Source organism: Streptosporangium sp. CA-135522 (assembly GCF_050949235.1).
Classification (GTDB): Bacteria; Actinomycetota; Actinomycetes; order Streptosporangiales; family Streptosporangiaceae; genus Streptosporangium.
This window is the reverse complement of the sequence record NZ_CP192027.1, coordinates 322,935-345,756: the sequence shown is the minus strand read 5'-3', so window position 1 is coordinate 345,756 and position 22,822 is coordinate 322,935. Positions and strand designations below refer to the sequence as shown.

At 67.8% G+C, this 22,822-nt stretch carries 22 protein-coding genes; 6 read left to right on the top strand and 16 right to left on the bottom strand.

All coding sequences use genetic code 11. The features are described from left to right. Positions 1–24 precede the first annotated feature (24 nt). From ACQPYK_RS50005 to ACQPYK_RS49970, 8 genes are all read right to left on the bottom strand, one after another. Positions 25–1,068 (bottom strand): serine hydrolase domain-containing protein, encoded by a 1,044-nt coding sequence (locus ACQPYK_RS50005; protein WP_433259364.1) that lies wholly within the window; start codon positions 1,066–1,068, stop codon positions 25–27. A gap of 49 nt (positions 1,069–1,117) precedes the next feature. After that, complete coding sequence (locus ACQPYK_RS50000) at positions 1,118–3,508, bottom strand: PEP-utilizing enzyme (RefSeq protein WP_433259363.1); 2,391 nt, start codon at positions 3,506–3,508, stop codon at positions 1,118–1,120. Continuing rightward, positions 3,505–4,668 carry an alanine racemase gene (alr, locus tag ACQPYK_RS49995; protein ID WP_433259362.1) on the bottom strand — a complete coding sequence of 388 codons (1,164 nt, stop codon included), beginning with the start codon at positions 4,666–4,668 and terminating at the stop codon, positions 3,505–3,507. The genes ACQPYK_RS50000 and alr overlap by 4 nt, the downstream gene beginning before the upstream one ends. Before the next feature lie 4 nt (positions 4,669–4,672). After that, entirely contained in the window at positions 4,673–6,061 is a 1,389-nt protein-coding gene (gene murD / locus ACQPYK_RS49990; RefSeq protein ID WP_433259361.1) for a UDP-N-acetylmuramoyl-L-alanine--D-glutamate ligase, read from the bottom strand. A gap of 113 nt (positions 6,062–6,174) precedes the next feature. Then, positions 6,175–7,656, bottom strand: a complete 1,482-nt coding sequence (locus ACQPYK_RS49985; RefSeq protein ID WP_433259359.1) for a UDP-N-acetylmuramoyl-L-alanyl-D-glutamate--2,6-diaminopimelate ligase — start codon at positions 7,654–7,656, stop codon at positions 6,175–6,177. A gap of 603 nt (positions 7,657–8,259) precedes the next feature. Continuing rightward, the gene (locus tag ACQPYK_RS49980) at positions 8,260–8,745 is read right to left on the bottom strand and encodes an ATP-binding protein (protein WP_433259358.1); all 486 of its coding nucleotides are present in this window, start codon (positions 8,743–8,745) and stop codon (positions 8,260–8,262) included. Between the two features lie 978 nt (positions 8,746–9,723). Next, on the bottom strand, positions 9,724–10,512 hold the full coding sequence (locus ACQPYK_RS49975) for a creatininase family protein (protein ID WP_433259357.1): 789 nt from the start codon (positions 10,510–10,512) through the stop codon (positions 9,724–9,726). 2 nt (positions 10,513–10,514) lie between these two features. Next, a complete protein-coding gene (locus ACQPYK_RS49970) occupies positions 10,515–11,780 on the bottom strand; it encodes a hypothetical protein (RefSeq protein ID WP_433259355.1) in 1,266 nt (421 codons plus the stop codon). A gap of 274 nt (positions 11,781–12,054) precedes the next feature. Here ACQPYK_RS49970 and ACQPYK_RS49965 point away from each other — a divergent pair, with 274 nt between their 5' ends. Beyond that, the gene (locus ACQPYK_RS49965; protein WP_433259353.1) at positions 12,055–12,945 is read left to right on the top strand and encodes a helix-turn-helix domain-containing protein; all 891 of its coding nucleotides are present in this window, start codon (positions 12,055–12,057) and stop codon (positions 12,943–12,945) included. After that, positions 12,945–13,196: a DUF397 domain-containing protein gene (locus tag ACQPYK_RS49960; protein ID WP_433259352.1), complete on the top strand. Its 252-nt coding sequence runs from the start codon at positions 12,945–12,947 to the stop codon at positions 13,194–13,196. The genes ACQPYK_RS49965 and ACQPYK_RS49960 overlap by 1 nt, the downstream gene beginning before the upstream one ends. A 518-nt stretch (positions 13,197–13,714) precedes the next feature. Here the strand turns inward: ACQPYK_RS49960 and ACQPYK_RS49955 are convergent. Further along, complete coding sequence (locus ACQPYK_RS49955; protein WP_433259350.1) at positions 13,715–14,698, bottom strand: LysR substrate-binding domain-containing protein; 984 nt, start codon at positions 14,696–14,698, stop codon at positions 13,715–13,717. A gap of 91 nt (positions 14,699–14,789) precedes the next feature. On the opposite strand from ACQPYK_RS49955, the gene ACQPYK_RS49950 reads away from it, so the two are divergent. The 4 genes from ACQPYK_RS49950 (at position 14,790) to ACQPYK_RS49935 (ending at position 17,883) form a co-directional block, all read left to right on the top strand. Then, on the top strand, positions 14,790–16,004 hold the full coding sequence (locus tag ACQPYK_RS49950) for an MFS transporter (RefSeq protein WP_433259348.1): 1,215 nt from the start codon (positions 14,790–14,792) through the stop codon (positions 16,002–16,004). A gap of 31 nt (positions 16,005–16,035) precedes the next feature. After that, positions 16,036–16,431 (top strand): hypothetical protein, encoded by a 396-nt coding sequence (locus tag ACQPYK_RS49945; RefSeq protein WP_433259346.1) that lies wholly within the window; start codon positions 16,036–16,038, stop codon positions 16,429–16,431. Further along, on the top strand, positions 16,428–17,336 hold the full coding sequence (locus ACQPYK_RS49940) for a phosphotransferase enzyme family protein (RefSeq protein WP_433259344.1): 909 nt from the start codon (positions 16,428–16,430) through the stop codon (positions 17,334–17,336). The genes ACQPYK_RS49945 and ACQPYK_RS49940 overlap by 4 nt, the downstream gene beginning before the upstream one ends. A 109-nt stretch (positions 17,337–17,445) precedes the next feature. Further along, a complete protein-coding gene (locus tag ACQPYK_RS49935; protein ID WP_433259342.1) occupies positions 17,446–17,883 on the top strand; it encodes a GNAT family N-acetyltransferase in 438 nt (145 codons plus the stop codon). On the opposite strand, the gene ACQPYK_RS49930 is transcribed toward ACQPYK_RS49935, so the two are convergent. From ACQPYK_RS49930 to ACQPYK_RS49900, 7 genes are all read right to left on the bottom strand, one after another. After that, positions 17,864–18,136 (bottom strand): hypothetical protein, encoded by a 273-nt coding sequence (locus tag ACQPYK_RS49930; RefSeq protein ID WP_433259340.1) that lies wholly within the window; start codon positions 18,134–18,136, stop codon positions 17,864–17,866. The genes ACQPYK_RS49935 and ACQPYK_RS49930 overlap by 20 nt on opposite strands. Further along, positions 18,129–18,419 carry a hypothetical protein gene (locus ACQPYK_RS49925; RefSeq protein ID WP_433259339.1) on the bottom strand — a complete coding sequence of 97 codons (291 nt, stop codon included), beginning with the start codon at positions 18,417–18,419 and terminating at the stop codon, positions 18,129–18,131. The genes ACQPYK_RS49930 and ACQPYK_RS49925 overlap by 8 nt, the downstream gene beginning before the upstream one ends. A gap of 308 nt (positions 18,420–18,727) precedes the next feature. Beyond that, positions 18,728–19,213, bottom strand: a complete 486-nt coding sequence (locus tag ACQPYK_RS49920) for an N-acetyltransferase family protein (protein WP_433259337.1) — start codon at positions 19,211–19,213, stop codon at positions 18,728–18,730. Between the two features lie 211 nt (positions 19,214–19,424). Then, the gene (locus ACQPYK_RS49915; RefSeq protein ID WP_433259335.1) at positions 19,425–20,291 is read right to left on the bottom strand and encodes a hypothetical protein; all 867 of its coding nucleotides are present in this window, start codon (positions 20,289–20,291) and stop codon (positions 19,425–19,427) included. Next, positions 20,246–20,653: a hypothetical protein gene (locus ACQPYK_RS49910; protein ID WP_433259333.1), complete on the bottom strand. Its 408-nt coding sequence runs from the start codon at positions 20,651–20,653 to the stop codon at positions 20,246–20,248. Before ACQPYK_RS49910 ends, ACQPYK_RS49915 begins: the two co-directional genes overlap by 46 nt. 135 nt (positions 20,654–20,788) lie before the next feature. After that, complete coding sequence (locus ACQPYK_RS49905; RefSeq protein WP_433259802.1) at positions 20,789–21,484, bottom strand: thiopeptide-type bacteriocin biosynthesis protein; 696 nt, start codon at positions 21,482–21,484, stop codon at positions 20,789–20,791. A gap of 140 nt (positions 21,485–21,624) precedes the next feature. Next, positions 21,625–22,809, bottom strand: coding sequence for a lanthionine synthetase C family protein (locus ACQPYK_RS49900; RefSeq protein WP_433259801.1), 1,185 nt, complete (start codon positions 22,807–22,809; stop codon positions 21,625–21,627). Positions 22,810–22,822 lie beyond the last annotated feature (13 nt).

Sequence of the window (22,822 nt, the reverse complement as noted above, 5' to 3'; positions counted from 1 at the left end):
CCCGGGAGCGGCTGTGAGGAGGTGTCAATCGAAAGCGAGCGCACGGAAGGCCTTGCGGATACTCATGAGGGGCTTGCGGTCTCTGCCGTAGTACAGCTTGTTGGTGAGCAGAACGGCCCATCGGCCTTGCTTAGGGGAGACCCACATGCCGGTCCCGGTGAAGCCGTAGTGCACGTAGATATCCTCCTGCGGGGTGATACCAGGGGCGGGGTGCCAGAACAGGCCGCGCGCCGGAGTCAGGTTCCCGGTGTGGACCTGAAGGGACTCGATCACCCAAGCAGGCCCGAAGCCGGCCCGGCCCGTTTCGAGGTCGCGGGCCAGGAGATGGCGATGAAAGAGCGCCAGATCCTCCACGACGGAGAAGACGCCGGCGATACCGCAGACGCCGCCGAGCAGGCGGGCGGAAAAGTCGTGGACACGGCCCTTGAGGTGAACGCCGGTGTCGGGGTCGAGCTCGGTGGGGGCGCACCGGGCGGCGAGGCCGGAGGGCACGGGGCCGAAGCGGGTGTCGGCCATGCTGAGCGGCTGCCAGATCCGCTCGTGGGCAAGCTGGTCCAGGGGCTGGCCGGAGAGGTATTCGGCGAGGTAGCCGAGGATGAGGGCGGCCCGGTCGGTGTAGTCAACGGCATGGCCGGGCGGGCGATGCAGTGCCTCGCGCAGGACGCCGTCGCGGACGGCCTGAGGGTCGGTGCCGTAGAGGTTTTTGAGGTTGGCCCGAAGCGGCAGGCCGGCGGTGTGGGTGAGCAGGTGCCGGGCGGTGACTTGGCCGAGCGGGTGAGCGGTGACTTCCGGCCAGCAGGTGGCCAGGGGCTCGTCGAGCGGCAGCGTGCCCTCTTCCCACAGGGCGCCGACGCAGGCCCACACGGCGAGGATCTTGGTGAGCGACGCGAGATCGAAGACGGTGTCGAGTCGCATCGCGCAGGACGGATCAGCGGGGTCGGCCAGGCCGCAGGTCCCGGAGTGGAGGGTGCCGTGGGCGTCGCCGATGGCCCAGACCGCGCCGGGGAACACCCGCTGATCTACCGCGGCGCTGAGAAGCTGAGTGATCTGCTCATGCGGGTGGGCCATGGGTGTCCTTGGGGTCGGTGGAGTTTGGTCGCCGGTGCGTGGTGCCAGCTCAGATCAGGGGGATGATCAACTGCTGTGCGCAGTCGAGGGTAACGGTGTGTGCGCGGCTGAGGTGGGTGAAGGTGTCTTGCCCGCACCCGATCGCCGCTGGGATGCCTATCTCCGTGCACCGGATGGCCATGTGAGAAGCGGCCCCGCCGTAGCGGGTGATGAGGCCGGCGATACCTCGGCTGAACAGGTATTCGAACCCGGGGTCGGCGTTTTCGACCAGAACGATACGCCCGCCCAGGTCGGGGGATTCGGCGAGGTGGGTGGGGGTGATGAAGACGGTCGGGGCGGTGACCTTCTTGGTGGTGACGAAGTTCGGCGCGTGCTGACTGGTGATGATCTCGATGTCCGGGCGGCTGGTGATCACGTCGGGAAGGTGCACGCGACTTTGGGCCGCGTGGGTGTGGCGCCGGTCTTCGGCCAGGTTCCGAAGCCGGGTGATGTCATGGGCGGTGATGGTGGTGGCGGCGCAGGCCAGAAGGTCTTGCACGGTGAGGTAGGACAGGCACTCAGCGTCCAGGCCGTGCCGCTGACCGAAGGCCGTGATGAGGGCAAGGGCGTGGCTGATGTTCGCGCTGAACTGAAACTTGTAGGCCTCCCGCCGGGTCTGGGTCTCATGGATGAAGTTCAGCAGCCGGTGGGCGGTGAAGTCGAAGCCGGCGTGCGTCAATCGCTTGTCGATGGCCCGGATAACCCTGTCGGGGAGAACCTGCGTCGCGGCGGGAGGCCGCCGGGCGGGGGCGAGGTGGGGCCCGGTGAGATACAGATGCGGCGCTTCGGCATAGGACGGCACGGTGATGTCGTAGGTGCCGGGCCGCAGGTGGCCGTAGCGGGCGAGGAAGTCCTCCGCTGCCATGTGGCCGCGCTGGCACAGGGCGAGCTCGGTAGCGAAGCCGGTGGCCACGGTCTCGATGCTGGCGAGGAAGGCGTCGTGCTGGGTGTGGTTGATGACGCCGGTGGCCAGCAGGGATCGCCATAGGGCGGTCGCGATGAACGTGCCGCGTACGGCGACGGCGAAGGGCAGGGTGCCGTGGGAGAGCGCGTCGTCCAGCAGGGCGCCCGCCAGGAACAACGGGTGTTCTTCGCCGGCGCGGGCCAGGAGCTGGGCGCGCCGGGCCGGGAGTTGGCTGATGCGCTGATGCATCTGCGCGAGCTGGCCGCTGTGGTCGCCCACCACGCGGGTCGTCAGACGCAGCAGGCTGGCGCGGAGCCGGCCGATCTCGTCGGGGGTGAAGCCGTCGGCGGCCAAAGCTTCGGCGTGCTGCGGGAAGGTGAAGTCGAGGGCGCTGGGGCAGATGCGGAACTCGACCTTGTCGTGGGTTTGCGGGTGCCGGGTGAGGCGGGTCAGGTAGCAGTCGATGAGTTTGTGGCAGAGCGGGTCGTCGAGGTCGGCGGGCAGGTAGGAGTTGAAGTCCGCGCGGAGATCGACATAAGGGTGGCCGGCCAGGGTGACCATGAGGTGGTGGGGGGCGGGGTCGTGGTAGCCGAGGCGGCGGCGCGCATCGCGCCACACCTGGTCGGTGATCAGACGCTGATACAACGACAGGGCCAGGGGCCGGGGGTGGGCGCCGATCATCTCGGCGGGGTTCCAGTCCGCCATGTTGCTGTAGACGTCCTGGGTGCCGTAGAGGCCATGGCGGGGGTGGTTGCGGGCATGAAGGATGTCTTTGACCTGAGCGATCTCGGCGGCCACTCGGGCGTCAGCGGCGGTGTGGTCGCTGCCCGCACCCGGCAGCGGGCGAACCTGGAGCACGTACAGCTGTCCGGCGGCGACGGCGAATTCCACATCCAGCTCGCTTTGGCCGGTGAGGTGGATCAGCTCGCGGACGGTGGCGGCCACGGCGTCGAGCGGCGCCTTCAGGTCCGCGGTGGGCACCTGGTGGTGGATGCGAGCGACGCGCGGGATGATCCCGATCCCGCTGGTGACGGTGTCGGTGCGCTCCCCCTCGTCGTAGTTGATCACCAGGTAGGGGGCCATGGTGGAAAGGTCGCGGGTGAAGGCGACCCCGCTGCACGTCACCGCCTCCAGCATCGGCTGCAGGAGGATCTCGAAGGCGCCGACGTGTTGGCCGTGGCGGCGGGTGTAGCTGGCGGCGACGGCGTCGATGGCTTGGGTGAGAGCGTCGGCTGCGGTGGCGGGCACGTGCAGGACGCTGGTGTACAGGCCCGCGGCGGAGCTGGTGGCGCCGTCTTCGTCGGGTGCGCTGCTGCGGACGATCACGTGCCCGCGGGGAAAGACGCGGTGGATGGTGCGCACGCATCCTTGCGGGTCGCTGCGCCACTGGGCGACGGTGATGGTGACCTGCTCGGCGACCCGGGCGGTGGCCAGCGCGCCGAACAGCCGCTGGAGGGTCTGCGCCTTGGTGCCAAGAGCAATCATGGTGGAGCTCATGCGGGTTTCCGTTCTGCGTGCGGCAGCGTGGTGACGGTGCGCGCGATGGCGGGCGCGATCCGGGTGAGAACGTCGCTGTTGATCGTCGTGGCCAGGCGCGCCCATTCTTGAGCGTCGATGGCGCGTTCACCGTGGGCGCCGATCAAGATGACGGTCTCGCCCACCGTGGCCTGCGGGATGTGGGTGACATCAACGGTCAGGTGCGTCATGCCGACGCATCCGATGACGGGGGCGTAGTGGCCGCAGATCAAAACGCGGCCGGAGCCGGTGAGTTGCCGGGGCACGCCGTCGGCAAAACCCGCCGGCACCACGGCGACGACGGTGGAAGCGGCGGTGCGGTAGGTGGCGCCATATCCGATGGGCGTGCCCGAGGGCAGGCGCGCCAGGTGCTCGATACGGGAGGTCAGCGACAGCACCGGCCGCAGATCAAGCGTCGGCGCCGTGGGGGAGGCCGGGGGGGAGTAGGAGGGGGGCAGGCCGTACAGCAGCGCGCCGGGGCGCACCATCTCCAACCGGGTGCGCCGGTGCAGCCCGGCGGCCAGTCCCGAGCTGGCCAGCACGTGCCGCGGCGGCCGGTAGCCCAACGCGGCGGCCGCTTTTGCATACACCCAGGTGAACAGCCGAAGCTGGTGGGCGCAGAGGTCGGGGTCTTGGCTGCTGAGGTGGGTGTAGATGCCGCACACCACCAGGTGATCCAGTGCGGCCAGGCGGGTGATCTGGGCGATGCTGGCCGCTGTCGGAGCCCAGCCGAACCGGCCCAGCCCGGTGTCGATTTCCAGGTGGACCGGCACCGGCCGCCCTCGCCGCACCCCGATTCGGTGGAGGTCACGGGCGGCGGCCAGCGTGGACAGCGCGGGGCGTAGATCGCGCGCCACCAGTTCGGCCATGGCGGCCGGCGCAGGAGGCGACAAGAGCGTGATCGGCACCTGGAGTCCAGCGTCGCGCAAGGTGCAGGCCTCATCGGTGGTGGCCACGGCGAGGTGCTGAACGCCGTGCCGGGTCAGCAACCGGGCGGCCAGGACCAGTCCGTGCCCGTAGGCGTGCGCCTTGACGACGCCCATCACCGTGGCGGCAGGGGTGAGCAGGCGGCGCACCGTCTGAATGTTGTCGCGCAGGGCTGCCTCGTCGAGGTGGACGCGTAAGCGTGCAGGCTCGTCCATGCCGTCACCTCGCTGACATCTGTGCGCCGCCGGGCTGGGCGGCGAGCTGCCGCACGTGCTGTTTGAACAGCTCCCCGCGCGTGCGGTGATCGGTGAACATGTCCTTGCTGTTGGCTCCGGGGCTGAACAGCACCACATCTCCGGCGTGAGCCACGGCGGCGGCCAGGGCGACCGCCTCGGCGAGGGCGGCGGCCTGCGTGACGGCGGTGAAGCCGCGCGCGTACAGGGCGGCGGTGATGCGTGGCCCGCTCTGCCCCATGGTGATGACGTGACGCACCCGCCCGGCCAGCCCGGCGACCAGCGGGGCGACCTCGGCCCGTTTGTCGTCTTTACCGCCGGTGATCAGGACCACCGGCCGGCCGGGGAAGGCGTCCAGGGCGTGCAGCGTTGACCATGGATTCGTCGCCTTCGAATCGTTGTAGTAGTCCACTGCCTGGGCGGTGATGACGGGTTCGATGACGTGCTCGCGCCCGGCGTATCCGGCGGCGACGCCGCCGATCACCGCTACCGGGACCTTCCACAGCACTCCGACCGCCATCATGGCCAGGAGGTTGGCGGTCGCGCCGGGCACTTTCAGCTCGCGGCGGGCACATATGACGCTGCGCGTTTGCGCGTCCTGGGCCACCACCTGGTCGCCGGCCACACACACCCCCTCCAGGCCGGCGGGCAGCTCCTGCAGGCTGATGTACATCAGGCGTCCGGGTGCCTGCTCGGCGATCGTCCGGCATACCTCGTCGTCGTAGTTGACGACCGTGGAGTGGTCCGGGGTGTGGTTGCGCACGATCCGCGCCTTGGCCGCGACGTAGTCCTGCCACACGTAGTGGTCCATGTGTTCGGGCCGGAGGTTGGTCAGCACCGCCGTGGTGGGGGCGAAGGCGTGGCAGTCCTCCAGTTGCGCGGAGCTGACCTCAACGACCGCGACGTCCCCGGCGTCGATGGCCGCAACGGCTGAGGCGAACGGTGCGCCGATGTTGCCGACCACGTGCGTGCTACGGCCGGCGGCGCGCATCAGCTGCCCCACCAAGATGGTGGTGGTGCTTTTTCCGTTCGTGCCGGTGATGGCGATGCTCGGGCAGGGGCACACGGCGGAGGCGAGTTCGATCTCACTCCACACCGGGATGCCGTCCCTGCGGGCCGCGGTGAGCACCGGCAGATCGCGCGGTATCCCCGGGCTACGGATGATCAGCGTGAAGCCTCCGCAGGGGGGCGGCTCGGCGCCGAGATGGTAGGAGATCGGAAGGTCGGCGAGCCGCTCCAGCGCCGGACGCAACTGGTCGGTGCCGCGCGTATCGGTAACGGTGACGGCGGATCCGCGTGCGGCGCACAAGGCCGCCGCGGCTTCGCCGCTGATGCCCAGTCCGATGATCAGAATCCGCGCATGGTTAAGGAACATACGAAGCCTCAAGGGGGAGCGGCGGGGGTGTCCAGCCGGTGAAAGGGGGGGGAGGGGGCGGCGGTTCGGCGGCGGACCTGCCGCTACAGGACAGCGGGCCGCCGCCGGCGTCGTCAGGATGCCAAGGAGCCCGCGGCCAGTTTCTGCACAGTCTCCATGTCATTGAAGTGCACGGTTTCGCCGCCGATGATCTGGTAGGTTTCGGCGCCCTTGCCCGCGATGAGCACGACGTCGCCGGCCTTGGCGACGCTCAGCGCCCGCTGGATCGCCGCCCGGCGGTCGAGGATCCGCTCATGCTCGGTACCGGTCTTGGCGACCCCGGCGATGATCTGGTCCGCGATCGTCTCCGGGTCTTCGCCGCGCGGGTTGTCGTTGGTGACGATCACCAAGTCCGAACGCTCTGCGGCGATCTCGCCCATGAGTGCGCGCTTGGTCCTATCCCGGTCCCCGCCGCAGCCGAAGACCGTGATGATACGGCCGGGTGCGAATCCGCCGATCGTGCTCAGCACCTTCTCCAAGGAGTCGGCGGAGTGGGCGTAGTCCACGACCACGGACACCCCTGCGGGCGTCTGGATGGTCTCGAACCGGCCGGGGATCGGCGGCAGCACCGCCAAAGCATCGACGACGGCGTCCAGGTCATGGCCCAGCACGTGGCAGGCCGCCACCGTGGCCAGGGCGTTGTGCACGGCGAACCTGCCCGGGATGGGCACCTGGGCGAGCCTTTGACGACCGTCGTGGTGCAGGACGAAGCGGGTGCCGGCGGCTTCTACCGTCAGATCGGTCGCCCGGAAATCCGCCGCCGCGTCGATGCCGAACGTGGTCACCGCGCCGGGCATCAACGCGGCGATGTCCGCGCTGACCGGGTCGTCGGCGTTGGCCACCGCCCGGCGGCACATTCCGCTGAACAGCCGGAGTTTGGCCTGCTTGTACTGCTCCATGCTGCCGTGGCTGTCGAGGTGATCGGGCGTCAAGTTGCTGAATATGCCGACGTCGATGTCGGCGCATTCAACGCGGTGCCGCGTCAATGCGATCGACGACGCCTCCATGATCACCGTGCCCGTGCCGCGATCACGCATGCAACGCAGGATGTGATGCAGGTCCACAGACTCCGGAGTGGTGGGGGTGGTCCTGTTCACCAGGATCAGCTCGTGGCCGACGCGATACCCATCGGTACCGATGACCCCGACCCGCGCCTTCGCCCCGATGCGTAGCACCGCTTCGACCATGTACGAGATGGAGGTCTTGCCGTTGGTGCCGGTGACGGCGACGACATTCATCTCCTTGGCCGGCTCGCCGAAGTAGCGCGAGGCCACCGTGGGGACGGCCGCACGCGTGTTGGCCACCTGCACCACGCACACCCGCGGCGCAAGCTCCTCGGCGATCGGGTGTTCGACCAGCACCGCCACCGCGCCACGCTCGACAGCGTCACGCACATACCGGTGGCCATCGGAGCGGGTGCCGCGCATCGCGATGTACATCGATCCGGAAGTCGTCCGCCGCGAGTCATACGTGATGCCCGCCCTGACATCGGCCAGCTCCGGGTCGCCTTGAAGTACCTGGTGGTCGTATCCGGCCAGAAGGTCGCTCAGCTTCATCTCTCTCCTTTTCTTTTTTGCTATCAGCCTGCCGTGAAGGACAGGGCCGGGGCCCGAACAACGCGCCGGATCGGGGCGTGGCAACGCGGGGCAGGGACGTGCCACGTTGCCGCCGGTTCAGGGTGTGAGGGTCTTCCTCGGGTGATCCAGCCAGAAGTGCTGGCCTTCGGGGCTCGCGCTCACGCCGAATCTGTCTCGGCTGGGCTGTCTCGCACTTCCTCATGCCAGGCGGGTGTGGGGGGCGCTCATCCCCAGGTTGCGGACCCGCCAACGCTTCCCGGCGCGGCCGATGACCCAGCCGACCCCCGCACCCGGCCGACCTTGCTGTTCAGCTGGAGCGGCAGATCCGGGTACTCCCGAAGAAGCTGCCCGATGACGCGTTCCGAGTGCCCATACCCGTAGGAGTCCGCGGTGTCCAGAAGCGTCGCCCGCGTTCGACCGCGTGTCGGAATCCGTTGAGGAAATATGCGTCCTCGACGACGGCGGGGATAGGCATGCCGCCGAGGCCTGTCACATTTTCACCGATAGCAGCGCAGTGAATGCCTAGAGGATGCGCGAATATCCCTCGACACAAGTGCCGTGTGGTGAAATTCGAGATAGTCATTACAGGCCACCGCCGGTCAGGACGAAGACGGCAACTACCACTTTGCCGCCTTTCGCTTTTCTTACCATCCAAGCAGTGGAGAGAAGGGCGATGATGAATATGCCGCGGCCGTTTTCCGGCACATCGTCAATATCGACTGCCTCGCCGCCCCCATCCAAGTCGTCGGGGCCTGGCGCCGGCTGAAAGCCAACCACATCGATCTCGGTCCCTCGATCAAGGACTCCTACTACGGCGCCGTTTTCGTAGATGTCGAGCATCAGGGAGATCGGGCCACCGGCATGCTGCACAGCGTTCCCGATGAGCTCGTCGGCCACGAGGACCGCATCGTCGATCTCACCCGTGTTAGCACGGCCAATCAACGCTGCACGCACCCTCTCCCGAGCGATCCCCTGAGGGGCCTCGAGGTCGGTGAGGTCGATATCGTCGTGGTTTATCAGCTCTCCCAAGATTTCGTCCGGGATCAGCTCAGCGGTGGTCGGAGGCACCCTCGTCTCCTCGCATTCGAGACGCCCTGCGGCGCGGACCGAGATCGGCCCGGGTTCAACCATGGCGCACAGTTCGTGGCACCGATACGCCAAACCATCGCCACTTTTTCGCCACTTCCGATGGCGCCGCCTCACAGGCCGACAGGCAGTATCGGGATAATCGGTGCAATTCGCCGAACGATTGGGGGACGCCGCGCATAGAAATGGCCACGAAATGGCGGCGGTCCGGCATAACCGATCGTCATAGAGAGCGAGCTTTTATCCGAAAGGCATGAGGCGGAAGGGACGGCTATCTCCGGCCCTTGTTGGTGCACCTCACGCTCACCGGGCATGTTCCGATCTCGGTAAGGTGTCTGCCGAACTTGAGCCAGCGTTTCCGTACCGACCGGCCCTTATAGGTGTTGAGCGGCCACTGGCCTCAATCGTTTCGATGTCTTGACAGCGTGATCGAGACAGGCAGGTGGTAGGTGTGCCGATACTCAGCACGTTTCCGGGAACTCCTTGATCATCACCGGGCTGTGCGACAATCCGGGTTGATGACCAGCGGTGAACCCGGCGCGCCGCAGTAGACAGCAGTCGGGCGAGCATCCGTCGTTGGCCGCCACCTGTAGCCCAAATGTCACGAAATTCGAATGACTCTCGAATCATCGCAGACGGGTCGCAACGCCACGGAGCAGGTAGAGCGGCAGCTGAGCCCTGGTGTCGAGGATCGAGCCCTTTCTAAAGCGCCCCAATGTTCAAGGAGAAGGCCGCCCGTTAGGGCTTCAACACACATGGCGAACAGGCGGATCTCGGTCGACGGACACACACATGCGGCGTTTCGCTCGCTGCGGCATGCGGATAGGGGCATCGTAGGGAAAGGGGCCGGACCGAACGCCATCCCACCGGTCGGTCGTGCCCTCACAGCGGAGCCGCACAAGCTGTGCGGTGGTCACGTCGAGCTGGACAAGCGAGAGCGCGCGGAGCCGCCCTACAAGATCAATGACCGGACCGACGACTGGGGCCCGGTTGTTGTATGCGACGCCCAGATGCAGGGGATTTCCGAGGCCCGTTGGCGGACGGGTTGTCCTGCAGCGCCTTGAGAGTGGCGATGAAGGTCGCGGTCAAATTGGCCAAGATCGCCGCTCCCTTCTCCGCAGTCGCCAAGGACGGCTGGCCGATGACGCCGTTCGGCGTGTATGCACTGACCCCGTGAATCAGTAGGTGAGGTCGGTCAGCGACGTGGTCGGCGTGCTTGTAGCTGTTGCGGACCTGTTCCGGGCACAGGTACAGAAGGATCGAGGTCTCGATTTCTCCAGCGTGCATGTCATCGTGGGCGCTGCTGCTCAGTTCAGCGGCGTGCCGGGCGCGGGCCCAGTCCTCGCGTCCCGGGTACAGGGCCATGCGCGGCCGGTCGACGTTGGCCTCCTGAACGACGTTCGACAGTACGTAATTGCCTCCGTGCCCGTTGACGAGTACCAGGTACTCGATGCCGGAGCGTTCGAGGGACTCGGCGACTTCGTTGATGATCGCCGCGAGGGTCCGGGAACTGATGCTCACGGTGCCCGCCCATCCGGCGTGCTCATGAGAGCAGGCGATGGTGATCGGAGGCAGTAGGAGAAGCTGGTATTCCTCGGCGAGCGCGTGGGCAATCCCGCTGGCCACGAGGGTGTCAGTGGTGAGCGGGAGATGGCCGCCGTGCTGCTCAAAGCTGCCGATTGGCAACACGGCCACCTTGGCGGCGCGTTCGGCCTCGTCGGTTGTCGTCGCAGTGGTGAGTACCTTCATGATCACATCTTTGCGGCTGTGAGCGCCAGAGCAGAGCGGAACTGTATGACTTCCGCAGGCGGACCGGTTCCTGTGGCTAGCCGTCGGTCGAGGGCGCGCAACGCGCGGATGACGCGTACCGACCCGCTGGCCGCAGTCAGAGCGAGCGCGGCGGACCCCTGGTCGGCCGCCTCGGCCAGGTGACCATCGGCGGCATACGCCAGTGCCAGCCAGGCCCGCGCGAGCTGCTCATCCTGCCGAAGGTTCGTCGGCCACGAGCCAAGTGCCTCTACCAGCAGGTCGACGGCATTGGCCGGCTGCCCGAGGAAGAGTTGGCAGTACCCCTCGTGAGCTTGCACGTACGCGCGCACACAGTGATGGCCGATCGTGGCCGGATCGTCGTCTGCTCCGGATTCGTCAGCACGTTCGACGAGTTTGTAAGCCATCTGCAGGGCCCTCAAGCATGATCGGCCGTCACCGGCCAGCGCGTGACCTTGAGCCAGGCGTACGGCGCTCAGAGCACGATCTCGGTCACTCGCTCCAGCTGTCGCACCCGCAGCACTCGCGAGCTCGCGGGCCTCCTGGGCGTTCCGCCGCTCAGCGGCGCGCTGCGCCTGCCGCATCAGGGCATATGCCTCGATCGAGGCGTCGTTCCCCTCCCTCGCAAGGCTGAGGGAGTGGCCGAGCCAGAAAGCGGCCTCGTCACCGCTGCCGAGGTTTTCGGCGGTCCAGCTGGCGAACTCCGCCCATCGGGCCTCGACGCCGAGGAGGCCGGCACGGATCAGGCCATCAGCACGGAGCCGGTGGTCTCGGATCACCTCCATCTCGCGGGTCACGGTGCCGTGCATGCGGTGTGGACCGAAGGCGTTATGCGTGGCCGCGAGGATGTGAAGTAGTCCGTTCCAGTGAGGAACGAGCGCCGGATCGATCCTTGCAGGGGGTAAGACGGTCAGGCCCGAAGCGGCCACGGCCGCAGAGGCGTCGCAGCTCTCCGACGCTGGAACCGATCCGGTCGACGTGACAGCGCCAACTGGACGGAACAGTCTGACAGCCGGCTCGTCAAACAGGTGCTCCAAGATACGGCGGGTGTTGCGTTGGGGAGTCCCGCTGAGATCCCCGCGCATCCAGCGGTCGAAGCTGCGCCGAGACACGGTGACGGCGGCCAGTTGCTCTTCCCCCGTTCGCTCGGCGAGATTTCGGGCGGCCCGGCCGAAGTGGATGCTGAACGTCTCGACCGTGGTCCAGTCGTGTTCTTGGACCAATTTGCGGAAGAGAGTCGCCTGAGTCACCGTCGCCTCCCTGCGTATCCTCTGTCATTTCTACTGATCGAATGTCAGCAGCGGTACGTCCTACAAACTCGCCGGTTTGGGGCAGGTCGAGCTGTGCTCGACGATCTCCACGACGATGAGCTCGGCCAGGTGATGTGCCACGAGCGGCGACGGCGGTCGTACACTTCGTGGCCCTCGCTAGGATGCTCCTCTGATGTGCTGTTAGCAATATGACCGAGCAGATTGCTCGATAGTTTGGTTGTAGAGAGCCCGCCGACCCGTCACACTGGCATCCATGGCGCAGATGAATGGGCCGATGTGGTCGCTGACGCGCCGCGAATTCGGCAGCCGGTTACAGGAGTTGCGTGACATCGCGGGGTTGACCCTTGTCGGGGTCGCGCAACTCCTGCGGGACCGCGGCATCAAGATCGACAACAGCTCCCTGAGCCGAATAGAGAACGGCAAGCGCGGCGTCTCCAGGGAGACTGCGGAAGCTCTCCTTGACTGCTACCAGACCGACACCGCCACACGCGATCACATCCTTGGTCTCCTCAGCGTGGATACGACCAGGCGCCGGAGGCCGGCGCTCTGGCGTAAATACTCTGCGGTGATCGGCTCAATGAAGTTCGAGGAGTTCCTGACGCTCGAACGTCGAGCGTCTCGGATGCACAGCTTTCAGACGGCCCTCATCCCTGGCCTATATCAGACCCCTCAGTACGCCCGTCTGGTCCTTGAGGGAATGCGCCCCGATCTGACACCGGTCGAGATCAAGGGGCTGGTTGCGCTCCGCATGAGCAGACAACAGGAACTCGCAAAGGGCCCTCTGCGAGACTTTCAGGCCCTCATCGCAGAAGGGGCGCTGTCGCGGACGGTCGGCGACCAGACGGTCATGCGAGCCCAATTAGAGCGACTGCTTACCGCCTCCGAAGAGCCCCCTCACACCATCCGGATCTTGCCAGAGGTCATCGCAATCCATCCGGGCCTGGCTGGTCCCTTCGTACTGATGGGATTTCCTGAGTCCACACCCGACGTCGTCTGCGTCGAGACCATGAGCCGCTCGGTGTACCTCGAAGAAGAGGCGGATGTTCAGCGTTACACCGAGGTCTTCGCTGGACTGTGGAAGAAGGCATTGGAGCCCGACGCCACCGTCATACGCCTCAAAGAAAAGATCAAGGAGCTACGGTAGTGACAGCACGCAAGCCAAACCCCGCCGATCTCGACCTTACGAAGGTCGAGTGGACGGTCTCCTCCCACAGCGGAGGAGGTGGAGACTGCGTTCGAATCGGAATCCTCGAAGGAAATGAGGGCCGGCATGTCTTGATCGGCGATTCCAAGCACCCCGAACGTCTTCCTCACGTATACACACCGGCTGAGGCTAAGGCTTGGCTCCTCGGTGCAAAGGGCGGTGAGTTCGACTTCCTGCTCGCCCTTGGCTGACGAGCGTCCCGCCGCGGTGCTCGCCCCATAACCCCAGGGTCGGCCGCCATCGTTTGTCCACTAACCCCAGGGTCGGCCGCCATCGTTTGTCCACGGAGGTCCGTTCTTTCTTACCAGGTTGGGCGAGCCTGCGCCGCGGGCGATCTGTCAGGTTTCCGAGCGGCCTCGGAGAAAGCCCACCACCTGCTGGCCGCGGCCGATGACGCTCCCAGCTACTTGTACTACCTCGAGGCCGCCGCGGAATGCCTCACCACAGCACTAGGGCCTGCTCGGGGTTCGGATCTTCAGGCGGGTTGGAGGCTTCGGATCCACAAGATGGCGCCTCGCAGGTGAAGCCCGGCCAGATAGCTCTCCGGGGTCTTGCCGAAGCGGAAAGCCGGCCCCCGCCATTCTGCCGGTGCGGAAGCGTCACATCACCGCGTTGAAGTGCCGTCGCAGGTCCGGGACCGGGCCCCGTTCTCCCCGCGGCAGGTGAGGTTCGACCAGGGCCCACTCGTCATCGGTGAGGTCACCACGCGTCATGTCCTGTGCTCTGTCAGGCTCAGACGGCGCCGCGCAGAAGAATCCGCAACCCGATGATCTGAACCCCGAACAGGCCTTAGATCCGAACCCCGAACAGCTCCTAGCGCGTGCCCGACGGCCGCCTCGTTGAACGCCCGGATCGCCGCCGTCTCCGCCGCCTTCACCCAGGCCAGGCCGAGAATCGAGGGCGGCAACCCCGTGACGGAGACGAAAGTGATGTCCGGGCGTCTGTGGTGAGCCGCCGTGGGGGTGCAGAACAACATGCCACCCCGGTTGAGCGCCACCTGGGTCAGGCCCTCCTGACTGGTGGCCACCGTACCGGCCAGGGGAATGGGACGGCCGGAAGGAGTGGCGGACGGTGCCACACGCTCGCGCCACATGCGTGAAGCTGGGCCGTCCAGGCCGATCAGAGGCACGTCGGCCAGTTCCTCCGCGCCGATGCTCGAACGGGCGGCCAACGGGTGACGCGAGGAGACACCGAGCTGGTACGAGACCCGATTCAGCCCTTCACCCGTCGCCAGATCGGGCTCGTCCACCGGGAGCAACGTGAACGCGATGTCCACCCGCCCGGCCCGCAGCTTTCCGAAGGGGTCGGAGAGCGGGATCTCCACAAGCTCCGCCTCGCACCCCGGGTACCGGCGCTCGAAGGCGCGCACGCTGTCGGTGACGACCTCCGTGGGCGTGGCCAGGAAACCGATCCTGATCACGCCTGTCACCTCGCGGGCGGCCGCCTTGGCCTGGCTGACCGCATTCGCGAGACCGTCGTAGGAGGGGCGCAGGTCGGCCAGGAAACGTTCGCCCAAGGGCGTGAGGCTCACGTGCCTGCTGGTCCGGTGGAAGAGCCGGCCGCCGACCCTGGTCTCCAGCGAGCGCATGAGCTGGCTCACCCGGCCAGGCGACAGGTAGAGGCGCTCGGCCGTACGCGCGAAGTGCAGTTCCTCACTGAGCACGACGAAGCACTCCAGCTCCCTGAACTCCATCTTCGCCTCCGTCTGATCGCTTAGTCCACCTAAACCAAGCCTTCGACCTTCGCCATTGTTCCCACCGGTGGTCGACAGGAAGCTGGCTGGCATGACCATGACTGACGTCTCCGCCACTACCCGGGCGCGTTGGCTCGCCGTGTTCTCGGTCTCGGTGGGCACCTTCACCATCGTGACCAGCGAGATGCTGCCCGTTGGCCTGCTGACCTCGATCGCCGCCACCCTCGGTGTCTCCGACGGGACGGCCGGGCTGATGATGTCGGCGCCCGGATTGGTCGCCGCCGTCTCCGCGCCCGTGCTGGCGATCACCACCCGACGGCTCGACCGGCGCGTCATGCTGCTGGGGCTGATGGCGCTGCTGGCGGTGGCCAACCTGGCGGGCGCGTTCGCGCCGAGCTACCCCGTCATGCTGGCCGCCCGGGTGCTGACCGGGGTGAGTATCGGCGGGTTCTGGGCCTTCGCGGCCGGCCTCGGCCTACGGCTGGTGCCCGAAGGGTCCGTCGGGCGGGCCACGTCGATCATCTTGGCCGGGGTGTCGGTGGCGTCGGTACTGGGGGTCCCCGTGGGGACGTTCATTTCGTCGTTCGCGGGGTGGCGGACCGCGTTCATCTCCATGGGGGTGCTGGCCCTGGCCCTGATCGTGCTGCTGGCCACCACCCTGCCGCCCCTACCCGGCGAATCCCGAGCTCGCGCGTCCGAGCCGTTGCCCCACGAGTCTCCCACCCGGGCGTCGGAGGGGTGGCTCGCGCGGCTCTCAGGCCCGCTCAAGGTCGTCCTCGTCCTGACCGTCTTGATCGTGTCCGGCCACTTCGCGGCCTACACCTATGTCCGGCCGTTCCTGGAGCAGGTCTCGCACGCCGGTCCCACCTTCGTCAGCGCCGCCCTGCTCCTGTACGGCGCCGCGGGTGTGGTCGGCAACTTCGTGGCAGGCGCATGGGCGGCCAGGAACCCCAAGCCGGTCCTGATCACATTGGCCGTGCTGATGGCACTCTCCACGGCGGCGCTGCCCCTGATCGGCCTGCCCCTGATCGTGCTCGTGGTGTGGGGCCTGGGCTACGGCGGCGTGGGGGTGACACTGCAACTCTGGATCATGCGGTCGGGCGGCGGCGAAATGGGCACGGCGCTCTTCGTCGGTGCCTTCAACGTTTCCATCGCGCTCGGCTCGTTCGCCGGCGGTCGGATCGTGGACGGCGTGTCGCTCTCCGCGGTGATGTGGGTGGGAGCGGCGCTCGCCGTGGTCAGCGCGGCCGTCGCCGGCATCTCGGGCAGGGGCAGGACAGCCGGTTCATCAAAGGATCGCGCCTGATCGGGGTACCGCACCGGGAGTAGAGCAGGTCGTGGCGGCCGTACACCACCAGCAAGCGGATCTTGTTCAGGACGGTGATGAACCGCGGGCAGTCGGCGGCCTGCCCGCGCGATGCGGCCTCGGCGATCAGCGCGTCCATCAGCACCTGGATCCGAACCCCGAACAGCTCCTAGCCGGCCGCGACCCGAGCATGACCCGCAGCCGCACATTCGAGTTGACCGCTCTTGCCACGGTGCAACTCAACGGAGGTGATATGGCAAACGGGATCGACACTGGCCACCAGGCCGTCACGTTGGCGACGGAGATCCAGTCAACGCGAGTCATTGACCGCCTGGCCCCCCTGCAAGACGCTGCCATGAGCCGGGCAGCGCACTACCCGGACGCTCGTGACCTCGCCCAGCAAATCTTGACTCTGCGTGCGGCATGACAGCGGCCACCAACTCCGGCGACCGACTCACCCGCGAACGGCTCGATGACTTGCTAGCCACAGTCTGTGACCGGGTAGGGCTTTCGCCCCAAGACGCCGAGCTGATCAAGTTCACCAACAACGCCGTTTTCCGTCTCCGCCAGGAGCCCGTCGTGGTGCGCATCGCTGGATCTACGGCCGCGCGCGTTCGCGTGCCGACGGTGGTGCAGGTCGCCCGCTGGTTGGCGCGCCACGACTTCCCTGCGGTGCGGCTGCTGCCTGATATCGAGCAGCCGCTGCGTGTGGACGGTCACATGATCACCCTGTGGGAGTGCATACCGGAGGTGGGGCCGCCTCCCAGCGGCGCCGATCTGGCGGCCCTGCTTCACCGCCTGCACCTCCTGCCCGATCCGCCACAGAGCCTGCCGCCGTGGCGGCCGATGACCGAAATCCGTCAACGGTTGGCCGAACCAGAAGACCTCTCCGCTGATGACCGGGCCTTCCTGCTGAATGAGTGTGATGAGCTGGAAGAACAGCTCACCACGATCGGCTATGTGCTTGCACCTGGGGTCATCCACGGGGACGCGTTCCTCGGGAACGTCATCGCCGGAGCACAAGGGCCGGTGCTGTGTGACTTCGACAGCACGGGGATCGGTCCGCGTGAATGGGACCTGACCCCGGTGGCGGTCGGCAGCCTGCGGATGGACTACCCCGTGGACGAGCACCGGCCACTGGCCGAGAGATACGGCTTCGACGTGACTCGATGGGAAGGCTTTCCCGTTCTACGGCGGCTTCGCGAGCTCAAACTGGTGACCAGCGTGCTGCCCATTTTGCGCAGCAACCCGGCGATACGGCCTCAATGGGAGCAGCGCATGCATAGCTTCACGGCGGGCGATCTGACCGCCAGGTGGCAACCGTATCGATGACCGGGCTCATCGCCTATCGGCGCAGCCTTCGTCTGCTCTTCGCGCGACGCCGGCGATCCCCGATAGCGTCGACCTTTCTCCCCGAGTTCGATCAGGCATTGACACCATCATGACCGACCGCATCGCCCAACCACCCGACCTGCGGCATTTCGCGGTCCTGGAGCGCGCCTACGATCATGCGCACGCGCTACGCCTGGTGCGTGGCCTGTTCGATGAGCAGGTCGCGCGATACGGCTACGCCGACCCCTACGACGCCGACCCCGCCGCCTATGTTCCCCCCAGCGGAGTGTTCCTCGTCGGTTATCTGGGCGAGGTTCCCGTCTCCTGCGGTGGTTACCGGGCATATGACGCAGGCACCCGCATCCTGGCAGAACTCGAACGCCATGCCGTTCGCAACGGGGCCGAACGCGCGATCTTGGAGACCGGGGTGCGCAACACCGCCGCGCTCGCGCTCTACCGAAGTTTCGACTATCGGCCCACCGACCGCTACGTGGACGGCCGGGATCCGGAGATCAACCGCGCGTTCATCAAGGATCTGCGCGGCTGATCCATTGCTGGAGCAGGTCGGCCTCCCGCGCTTTGCTGAGGCCGTGCTCGGCGACGCGCTCGTGCGCCACAGCCGTTGCGCCTGAGCGCAACCAGGTCCAGGTGTCGGCGACGGTTTCCCGCAGCGGACGGCAAACCAGCCCGGCGGCCTCGGCTTTGTGCGTGCTCATGGCCCACGCCGTCGGCAGGGTGCGCCACAGCGGCACCTCGGTCCACTCGGTGACACCGCGCTCGGCCAGCCACGTCTCATCCACCCCGGACGATCTCAGTTGACGCGCCGGTGACCTGCGCGCATGCCTGCAGCATGGCCCCGTAGGTGTCCCGGCCGATCGGTGTGGCGAGGTTGTAGACGCCGGTCGCGTTCCTGGCGGCCAGGTCGAGGGTGAAACGGGCGACGTCGCGGACGTCGATCGGCTGGATGGTTCTGCTCGCGGGCGCCGGAGCGAGCACCGTGCCGCCGCGGCTGAATCGCCGCAGCCACCACGGCAGACGGCCCACGTATTCGCCGGGCCGGAGGATGACGTGCGGACGAATCAACAGCGCCTGGTTCGGGCTCGGTGATGCCGCGGCATGGGCGGGGGCGCGCCTGGACCCGCAGATGCACCGGTTCGTCACCAAGCTGTCGGCCGCGCTGGACCCGGTCGGTTCAGCACGGTAACGCCTCGACGTGGGCGTAGACGTCGGCCCAGTGGAATGCGGGCGGCGTGTGGCTGTGAGCGATAGGTGGCGCCGCTGCAGCTGTGAGATCTGGCTGAATTGAGCCGAGGCACGCCGGTTGTCACTGAGGCGGGCTGGTTGTCACCAAGATCCTCGGCAGGGGCGCGGCCGGGGTCGGGTAGCCCGGATCAGAGGAGCGCCGCGATCTCCGGCCAGGAGTAGCAGACCTCGTCGGGTGGTACCTCACCCGCGAGGACTCCGCCGAGCGAGGTGTAGAAGCGGCGGGCGCGTTCGTTGACGGCCAGTACCCGGATCGCCAGCGAGCCGAACCCGTCGGCGGACAGGTCGGCCGCCGCCGCCCGCAGCAGGGCGCGGCCATGGCCATGGCCCTGATGTCCGGGACGGACAGCGAGGGCGTAGATCTCGGCGTCATGGCCGAGCGCTGGATCTGCCGGACCGCCCATGACCAGACCGATGACCGCCCTGTCCGGCAGTTCGGCGACCCTGGTGTGGTGTGGCCGAGGTCGTTCGGCCGTCTCCCTGAGGAGATTCCGGCGCCAGTTGGCGGTGGATTGCTCGCGGGTGACGTCGAAGTCCTCGAACCCGGCGAACGCGGCACAAGTGACCTCGGCCATGACCTCCGCGTCGGGCGGGAGGGCGTACCGGATCGGCATGAGCGGAGACTACGACGAAAATGGCCAATGGGGGAGCGGGCGGCGGCGCAACTCCTCGACCGGCTCAGTGCGCGGTGTGGCGCCGAAGCCGGTGACACCCGGCGTACTTCCGCCCACTTGATCGACTCCGGGTGGCTCCGTCTCCGTCAACTGCCGCTCTCATCCGCCATCTATCGCACAGCCACACGCGGGGTTCATCACGCTGGTCCTTTCACGGCCAGTCGATGACGAGTCGGCTGTTGGGTTTGTCGATGATGAAGCGGGGGTCGGCGGTCTTCAGCAGGTCGCGGGCGGTGCCGGTGGCCATGCGGAAGCCGGGGGCGGGGGCGTCGTTGCCGTAGTCGCGGTCCCACTCGCCGATCGCGGTGGCGACCTGCTCGGCGAGGGCGGCGGCGTTCGGGCCGTGGCCGATGACGCCGATCTCCCAGAATCGGCTCTCGCTGTCCTCGCCCTCGCGGACGGTCAGGTAGGCCAGGGTGTCGCCGTCGAGCGCGGCCATGGAACCCCACGCGAAGTGCGGGGTGAAGCCGGGCCGCTGGCCGGGCATCCGGGCCAGACCGTTGGGCAGGACGCACGCCAGCCACAGATACACCCACTGCCAGGATGAGCCCTGCCGGAACTTCACCGCGGTGTAGATCTTGTGGGCGGGCTCGTCCAGGACGGTCGGCATCGCCTCGCGATCGACGAGCTGCTCACTGTAGGTCTCCAGCCTCACGTTGCCTTCCCCGGTCATCGGGACGAGCGTGCGGATGTCGTCGCAGATGCCCTTGCGCAGCGGGACGAACGTGGCCATCTCGCAGGAGACGGTCTGCCAGGTGTCGCCGTCGCGCTCGAAGGCGAAGGAGCGGGAGATGCTGCCGCGGATCCGCATCGGGATGACCAGCCGCCCGCCGGGAGCCAGCTGCTCCAGGACCGCGACGGGGACGTCGCCGGCGCCCACGGTGAACTGGATCCGGTCGAAGGGGGCGTGCTCGGGGAGCCCGGCCGCGCCGTCTCCCAGCACCACAGTCACATTCGAGGCGCCGGCCGCCGTCAGGCGGTCTCTGGCTCCACTGACGAGGTCGGAGTCGACGTCCACGGTCCACACGTGGCCGCCGGGAGCGACCAAGCGCGCCAGGAGCGCGGCGTTGTAGCCGGTGGCGGCCCGGCCTCCAGGACCTTGTGACCGGGCCGCGCACCGAGCTGCTCCAACTGGGTGGCGACGATGGACGGCGCGGAGATGCAGGAGATCATCTCTCCGCCCTGGTCGTGCTTGACCGATACGGCGTCGTCGACGTAGGCGTCCCGGACGGCGGCGTCCGGGGCGAAATGGTGGCGCTCGATGTCGCGGAAGGCGTCGATGATCGCGGGGGCGCGGAGATGGCCGGAGTCGGTGAGCGTGGCCACCATGGCCTTGCGCAGTTCGGCGGGATCGACGGCCTGGGCGATGGTGGTCTCCATCCACTCGAGGGTAGGGGCGGCGAGTGTGGACCGCCCGGTGAACACGTCGGCCGGTTCGCCATCCGCGAAGGTGACATGCTGACCCAGCCGGGCCGCATGAGCGGGACCCTCACCTTCGGCGGATTGACCTCGTGCTCACTCCCCAGTCCGGGTAAGCCCCGGGGAGTCGAACACGACCTTCTGCGCGGCCAGCGCAAGGTTCGCCTGCACGAGGGCAGGCAGGCCGACCCGGTTCCAGTGGAAGATCACATGATGGGCGATCACCGCGCGAAGTCCTCGGGCCAGCAGCCCCTCCTCGGCCAGGGCCCGCAGCCTCCGCCCTGCCGCCTCGAAGCCGGATACCCAGCCGGCGGCGAAGGCGATCGGCCCCGAGCGCAGGTCGCCGCCGAGGCTGATGTCACTGACCAGGAGGCGTTCGACGGCAGCCTGGAAGGGCTCCCACTGCTCGGCGAGGGCATCCTGCTTGGCCGGGCGCAGCGCGACGACCTTCGCCCAGACGTCTCCCCGCTCGAACCAGTCCAGCCCGGCCGTCCGCATAAGCGCCGTACACAGCAGAACCGACAGCTCCCGCCGCCGGACCGGGCCTGCGTCGAGGTAGGCAAGGTGGGTGAAGATATGGCGGCTGTCGCCGTGGAACAGGTCGTGGGCGGCGGCCATTCCCTGGTCACCGCCGAACGCTTCGGTCTCGGGTTCGTAGATCGTCTCCGTGCAGCGCGAGACCTGACGTGCCTGTCGTAGAGGGGTGACGGCCTCGTGCAGGAGCGTGCGCGCTCGGCTGGCGCGGTCGTCGTCAGCCGGCAGATACCGGATGCGCCAGGCCTGCTTGCGGATGAAGGACTACGAGGTCACGAGGCCGGCCGCGTCGAGGCGCTTCAGGGCGGGCGCGAGGTGGGTGAGGGCGTCCTGCTCGGCGGTGTGCCGGTGAGCGAACGTCACGGAGATTTGCGGCCAAGCGGAGGGTTGCCGGTCCATCACGGTCGCCTCTCGTCGGGTGGGGTGAGCAGGAGGCAGGTGTCCCAGCCTGTGGTGGCTTGCCCGCTGGGCAGGTTGATCAGCGCCAGCGCCAGCCCGGCCATCCCGTTCAGGAAGCCGGGCTCCAGCACGGGCGGCAGCGGGGCGGCCTCGTTGGTGAGGGCGTTCACGCGGCGGGTCAGGGCGGGGTTGTTCGCCGTGGCCGCGATACGGCGAGAGGTGTGGAGCAGGCCCGCCCACCCGTGACACAGGCCCGGCTCGGTGATCTTGGCGAGTTGGCCGGGGTCGACCAGGCAGCCGTGTAGCGCGTGCTCGGCCAGGCGCTTTCGGTCGATGTCGCCGAGCGCGATCCCGGCGAGCTGCTGTGCGCGCGCGTGCCCCGGGGTGCCGTAGCACCAAGACGGTCGGGCCGGTTCGCTCTGCCGGGTCTGTCCGGTGTGAGTCTCGGCGAGGGTGACGATTTCGGGCCACCACGGGCCGGAGGGGTGGACTTGCCGCCAGGTGTCGGTCCAGTCGCAGGTGCGGCGGATCGCGCCGAGCTGGCCGTCCACGATGATCCCCCGGATGGCGGCCAGGGACAGCAGGGCCAGGGGACCGGAGATGCCGTGCGCCATGCTGAGGTTGCCGTGTCCGCCCCGGGCGCCGGTCGCCCGACGCCCGGTAGGGGCCTCGTCGGTCCACCAGCCGGGCAACCCGTCACGGCCGACAGGCTCGCTGAGCCGGACGAGGTAGTCGAGTACATAGGTGAGCAGCTCGCCGCCGGGGTGGCGGCGCAGCAGGTGGGCGCCGAACCCGGTCATACCCTTGAACAGGTCGAACTCGCCGAGGGTCGGGCGGTCGCCGCGGTCGATGCGGGCGTGGGCTTGTTCCAGGCGTTGCCGGGTCAGGCGGGCGACCTGGGCGTCCATCGCATCCAGGGCGCGGGTGTACCGGCCGGGGCCGGTGGCGCCGTGCAGGGCGTAGGCGAGGGCGGGCGCGCCGAACAGCAGGTTGGCTTGTGGGCCCATGGTGAGAGGGCCACTGGTGGCGGTGGTGAGCCAGGTGTGGGCGGCGTCCCAACTACTGAGCCCCGCAGCGGCGCGTTCGATGTGCAGCAGGGCGATGCCGGTGGCGCCCCGGGACAGCGACTGGGGGTGCCCGTCCGGGTCCGGCGTCTGGCTGGGGTCGTTGAGATGTGTGACCAGGTCGGGGACGTTC

Coding starts and splice junctions, on each gene's coding strand:
- ACQPYK_RS49940 (WP_433259344.1), top strand. CDS start 16,428: ATGACAGCGGCCACCAACTCCGGCGACCGACTCACCCGCGAACGGCTC.
- alr (WP_433259362.1), bottom strand. CDS start 4,668: ATGGACGAGCCTGCACGCTTACGCGTCCACCTCGACGAGGCAGCCCTG.
- murD (WP_433259361.1), bottom strand. CDS start 6,061: ATGTTCCTTAACCATGCGCGGATTCTGATCATCGGACTGGGCATCAGC.
- ACQPYK_RS49975 (WP_433259357.1), bottom strand. CDS start 10,512: ATGAAGGTACTCACCACTGCGACGACAACCGACGAGGCCGAACGCGCC.
- ACQPYK_RS49955 (WP_433259350.1), bottom strand. CDS start 14,698: ATGGAGTTCAGGGAGCTGGAGTGCTTCGTCGTGCTCAGTGAGGAACTG.
- ACQPYK_RS49985 (WP_433259359.1), bottom strand. CDS start 7,656: ATGAAGCTGAGCGACCTTCTGGCCGGATACGACCACCAGGTACTTCAA.
- ACQPYK_RS49965 (WP_433259353.1), top strand. CDS start 12,055: ATGGCGCAGATGAATGGGCCGATGTGGTCGCTGACGCGCCGCGAATTC.
- ACQPYK_RS49920 (WP_433259337.1), bottom strand. CDS start 19,213: ATGCCGATCCGGTACGCCCTCCCGCCCGACGCGGAGGTCATGGCCGAG.
- ACQPYK_RS49935 (WP_433259342.1), top strand. CDS start 17,446: ATGACCGACCGCATCGCCCAACCACCCGACCTGCGGCATTTCGCGGTC.
- ACQPYK_RS49910 (WP_433259333.1), bottom strand. CDS start 20,653: ATGGAGACCACCATCGCCCAGGCCGTCGATCCCGCCGAACTGCGCAAG.
- ACQPYK_RS50005 (WP_433259364.1), bottom strand. CDS start 1,068: ATGGCCCACCCGCATGAGCAGATCACTCAGCTTCTCAGCGCCGCGGTA.
- ACQPYK_RS50000 (WP_433259363.1), bottom strand. CDS start 3,508: ATGAGCTCCACCATGATTGCTCTTGGCACCAAGGCGCAGACCCTCCAG.
- ACQPYK_RS49950 (WP_433259348.1), top strand. CDS start 14,790: ATGACCATGACTGACGTCTCCGCCACTACCCGGGCGCGTTGGCTCGCC.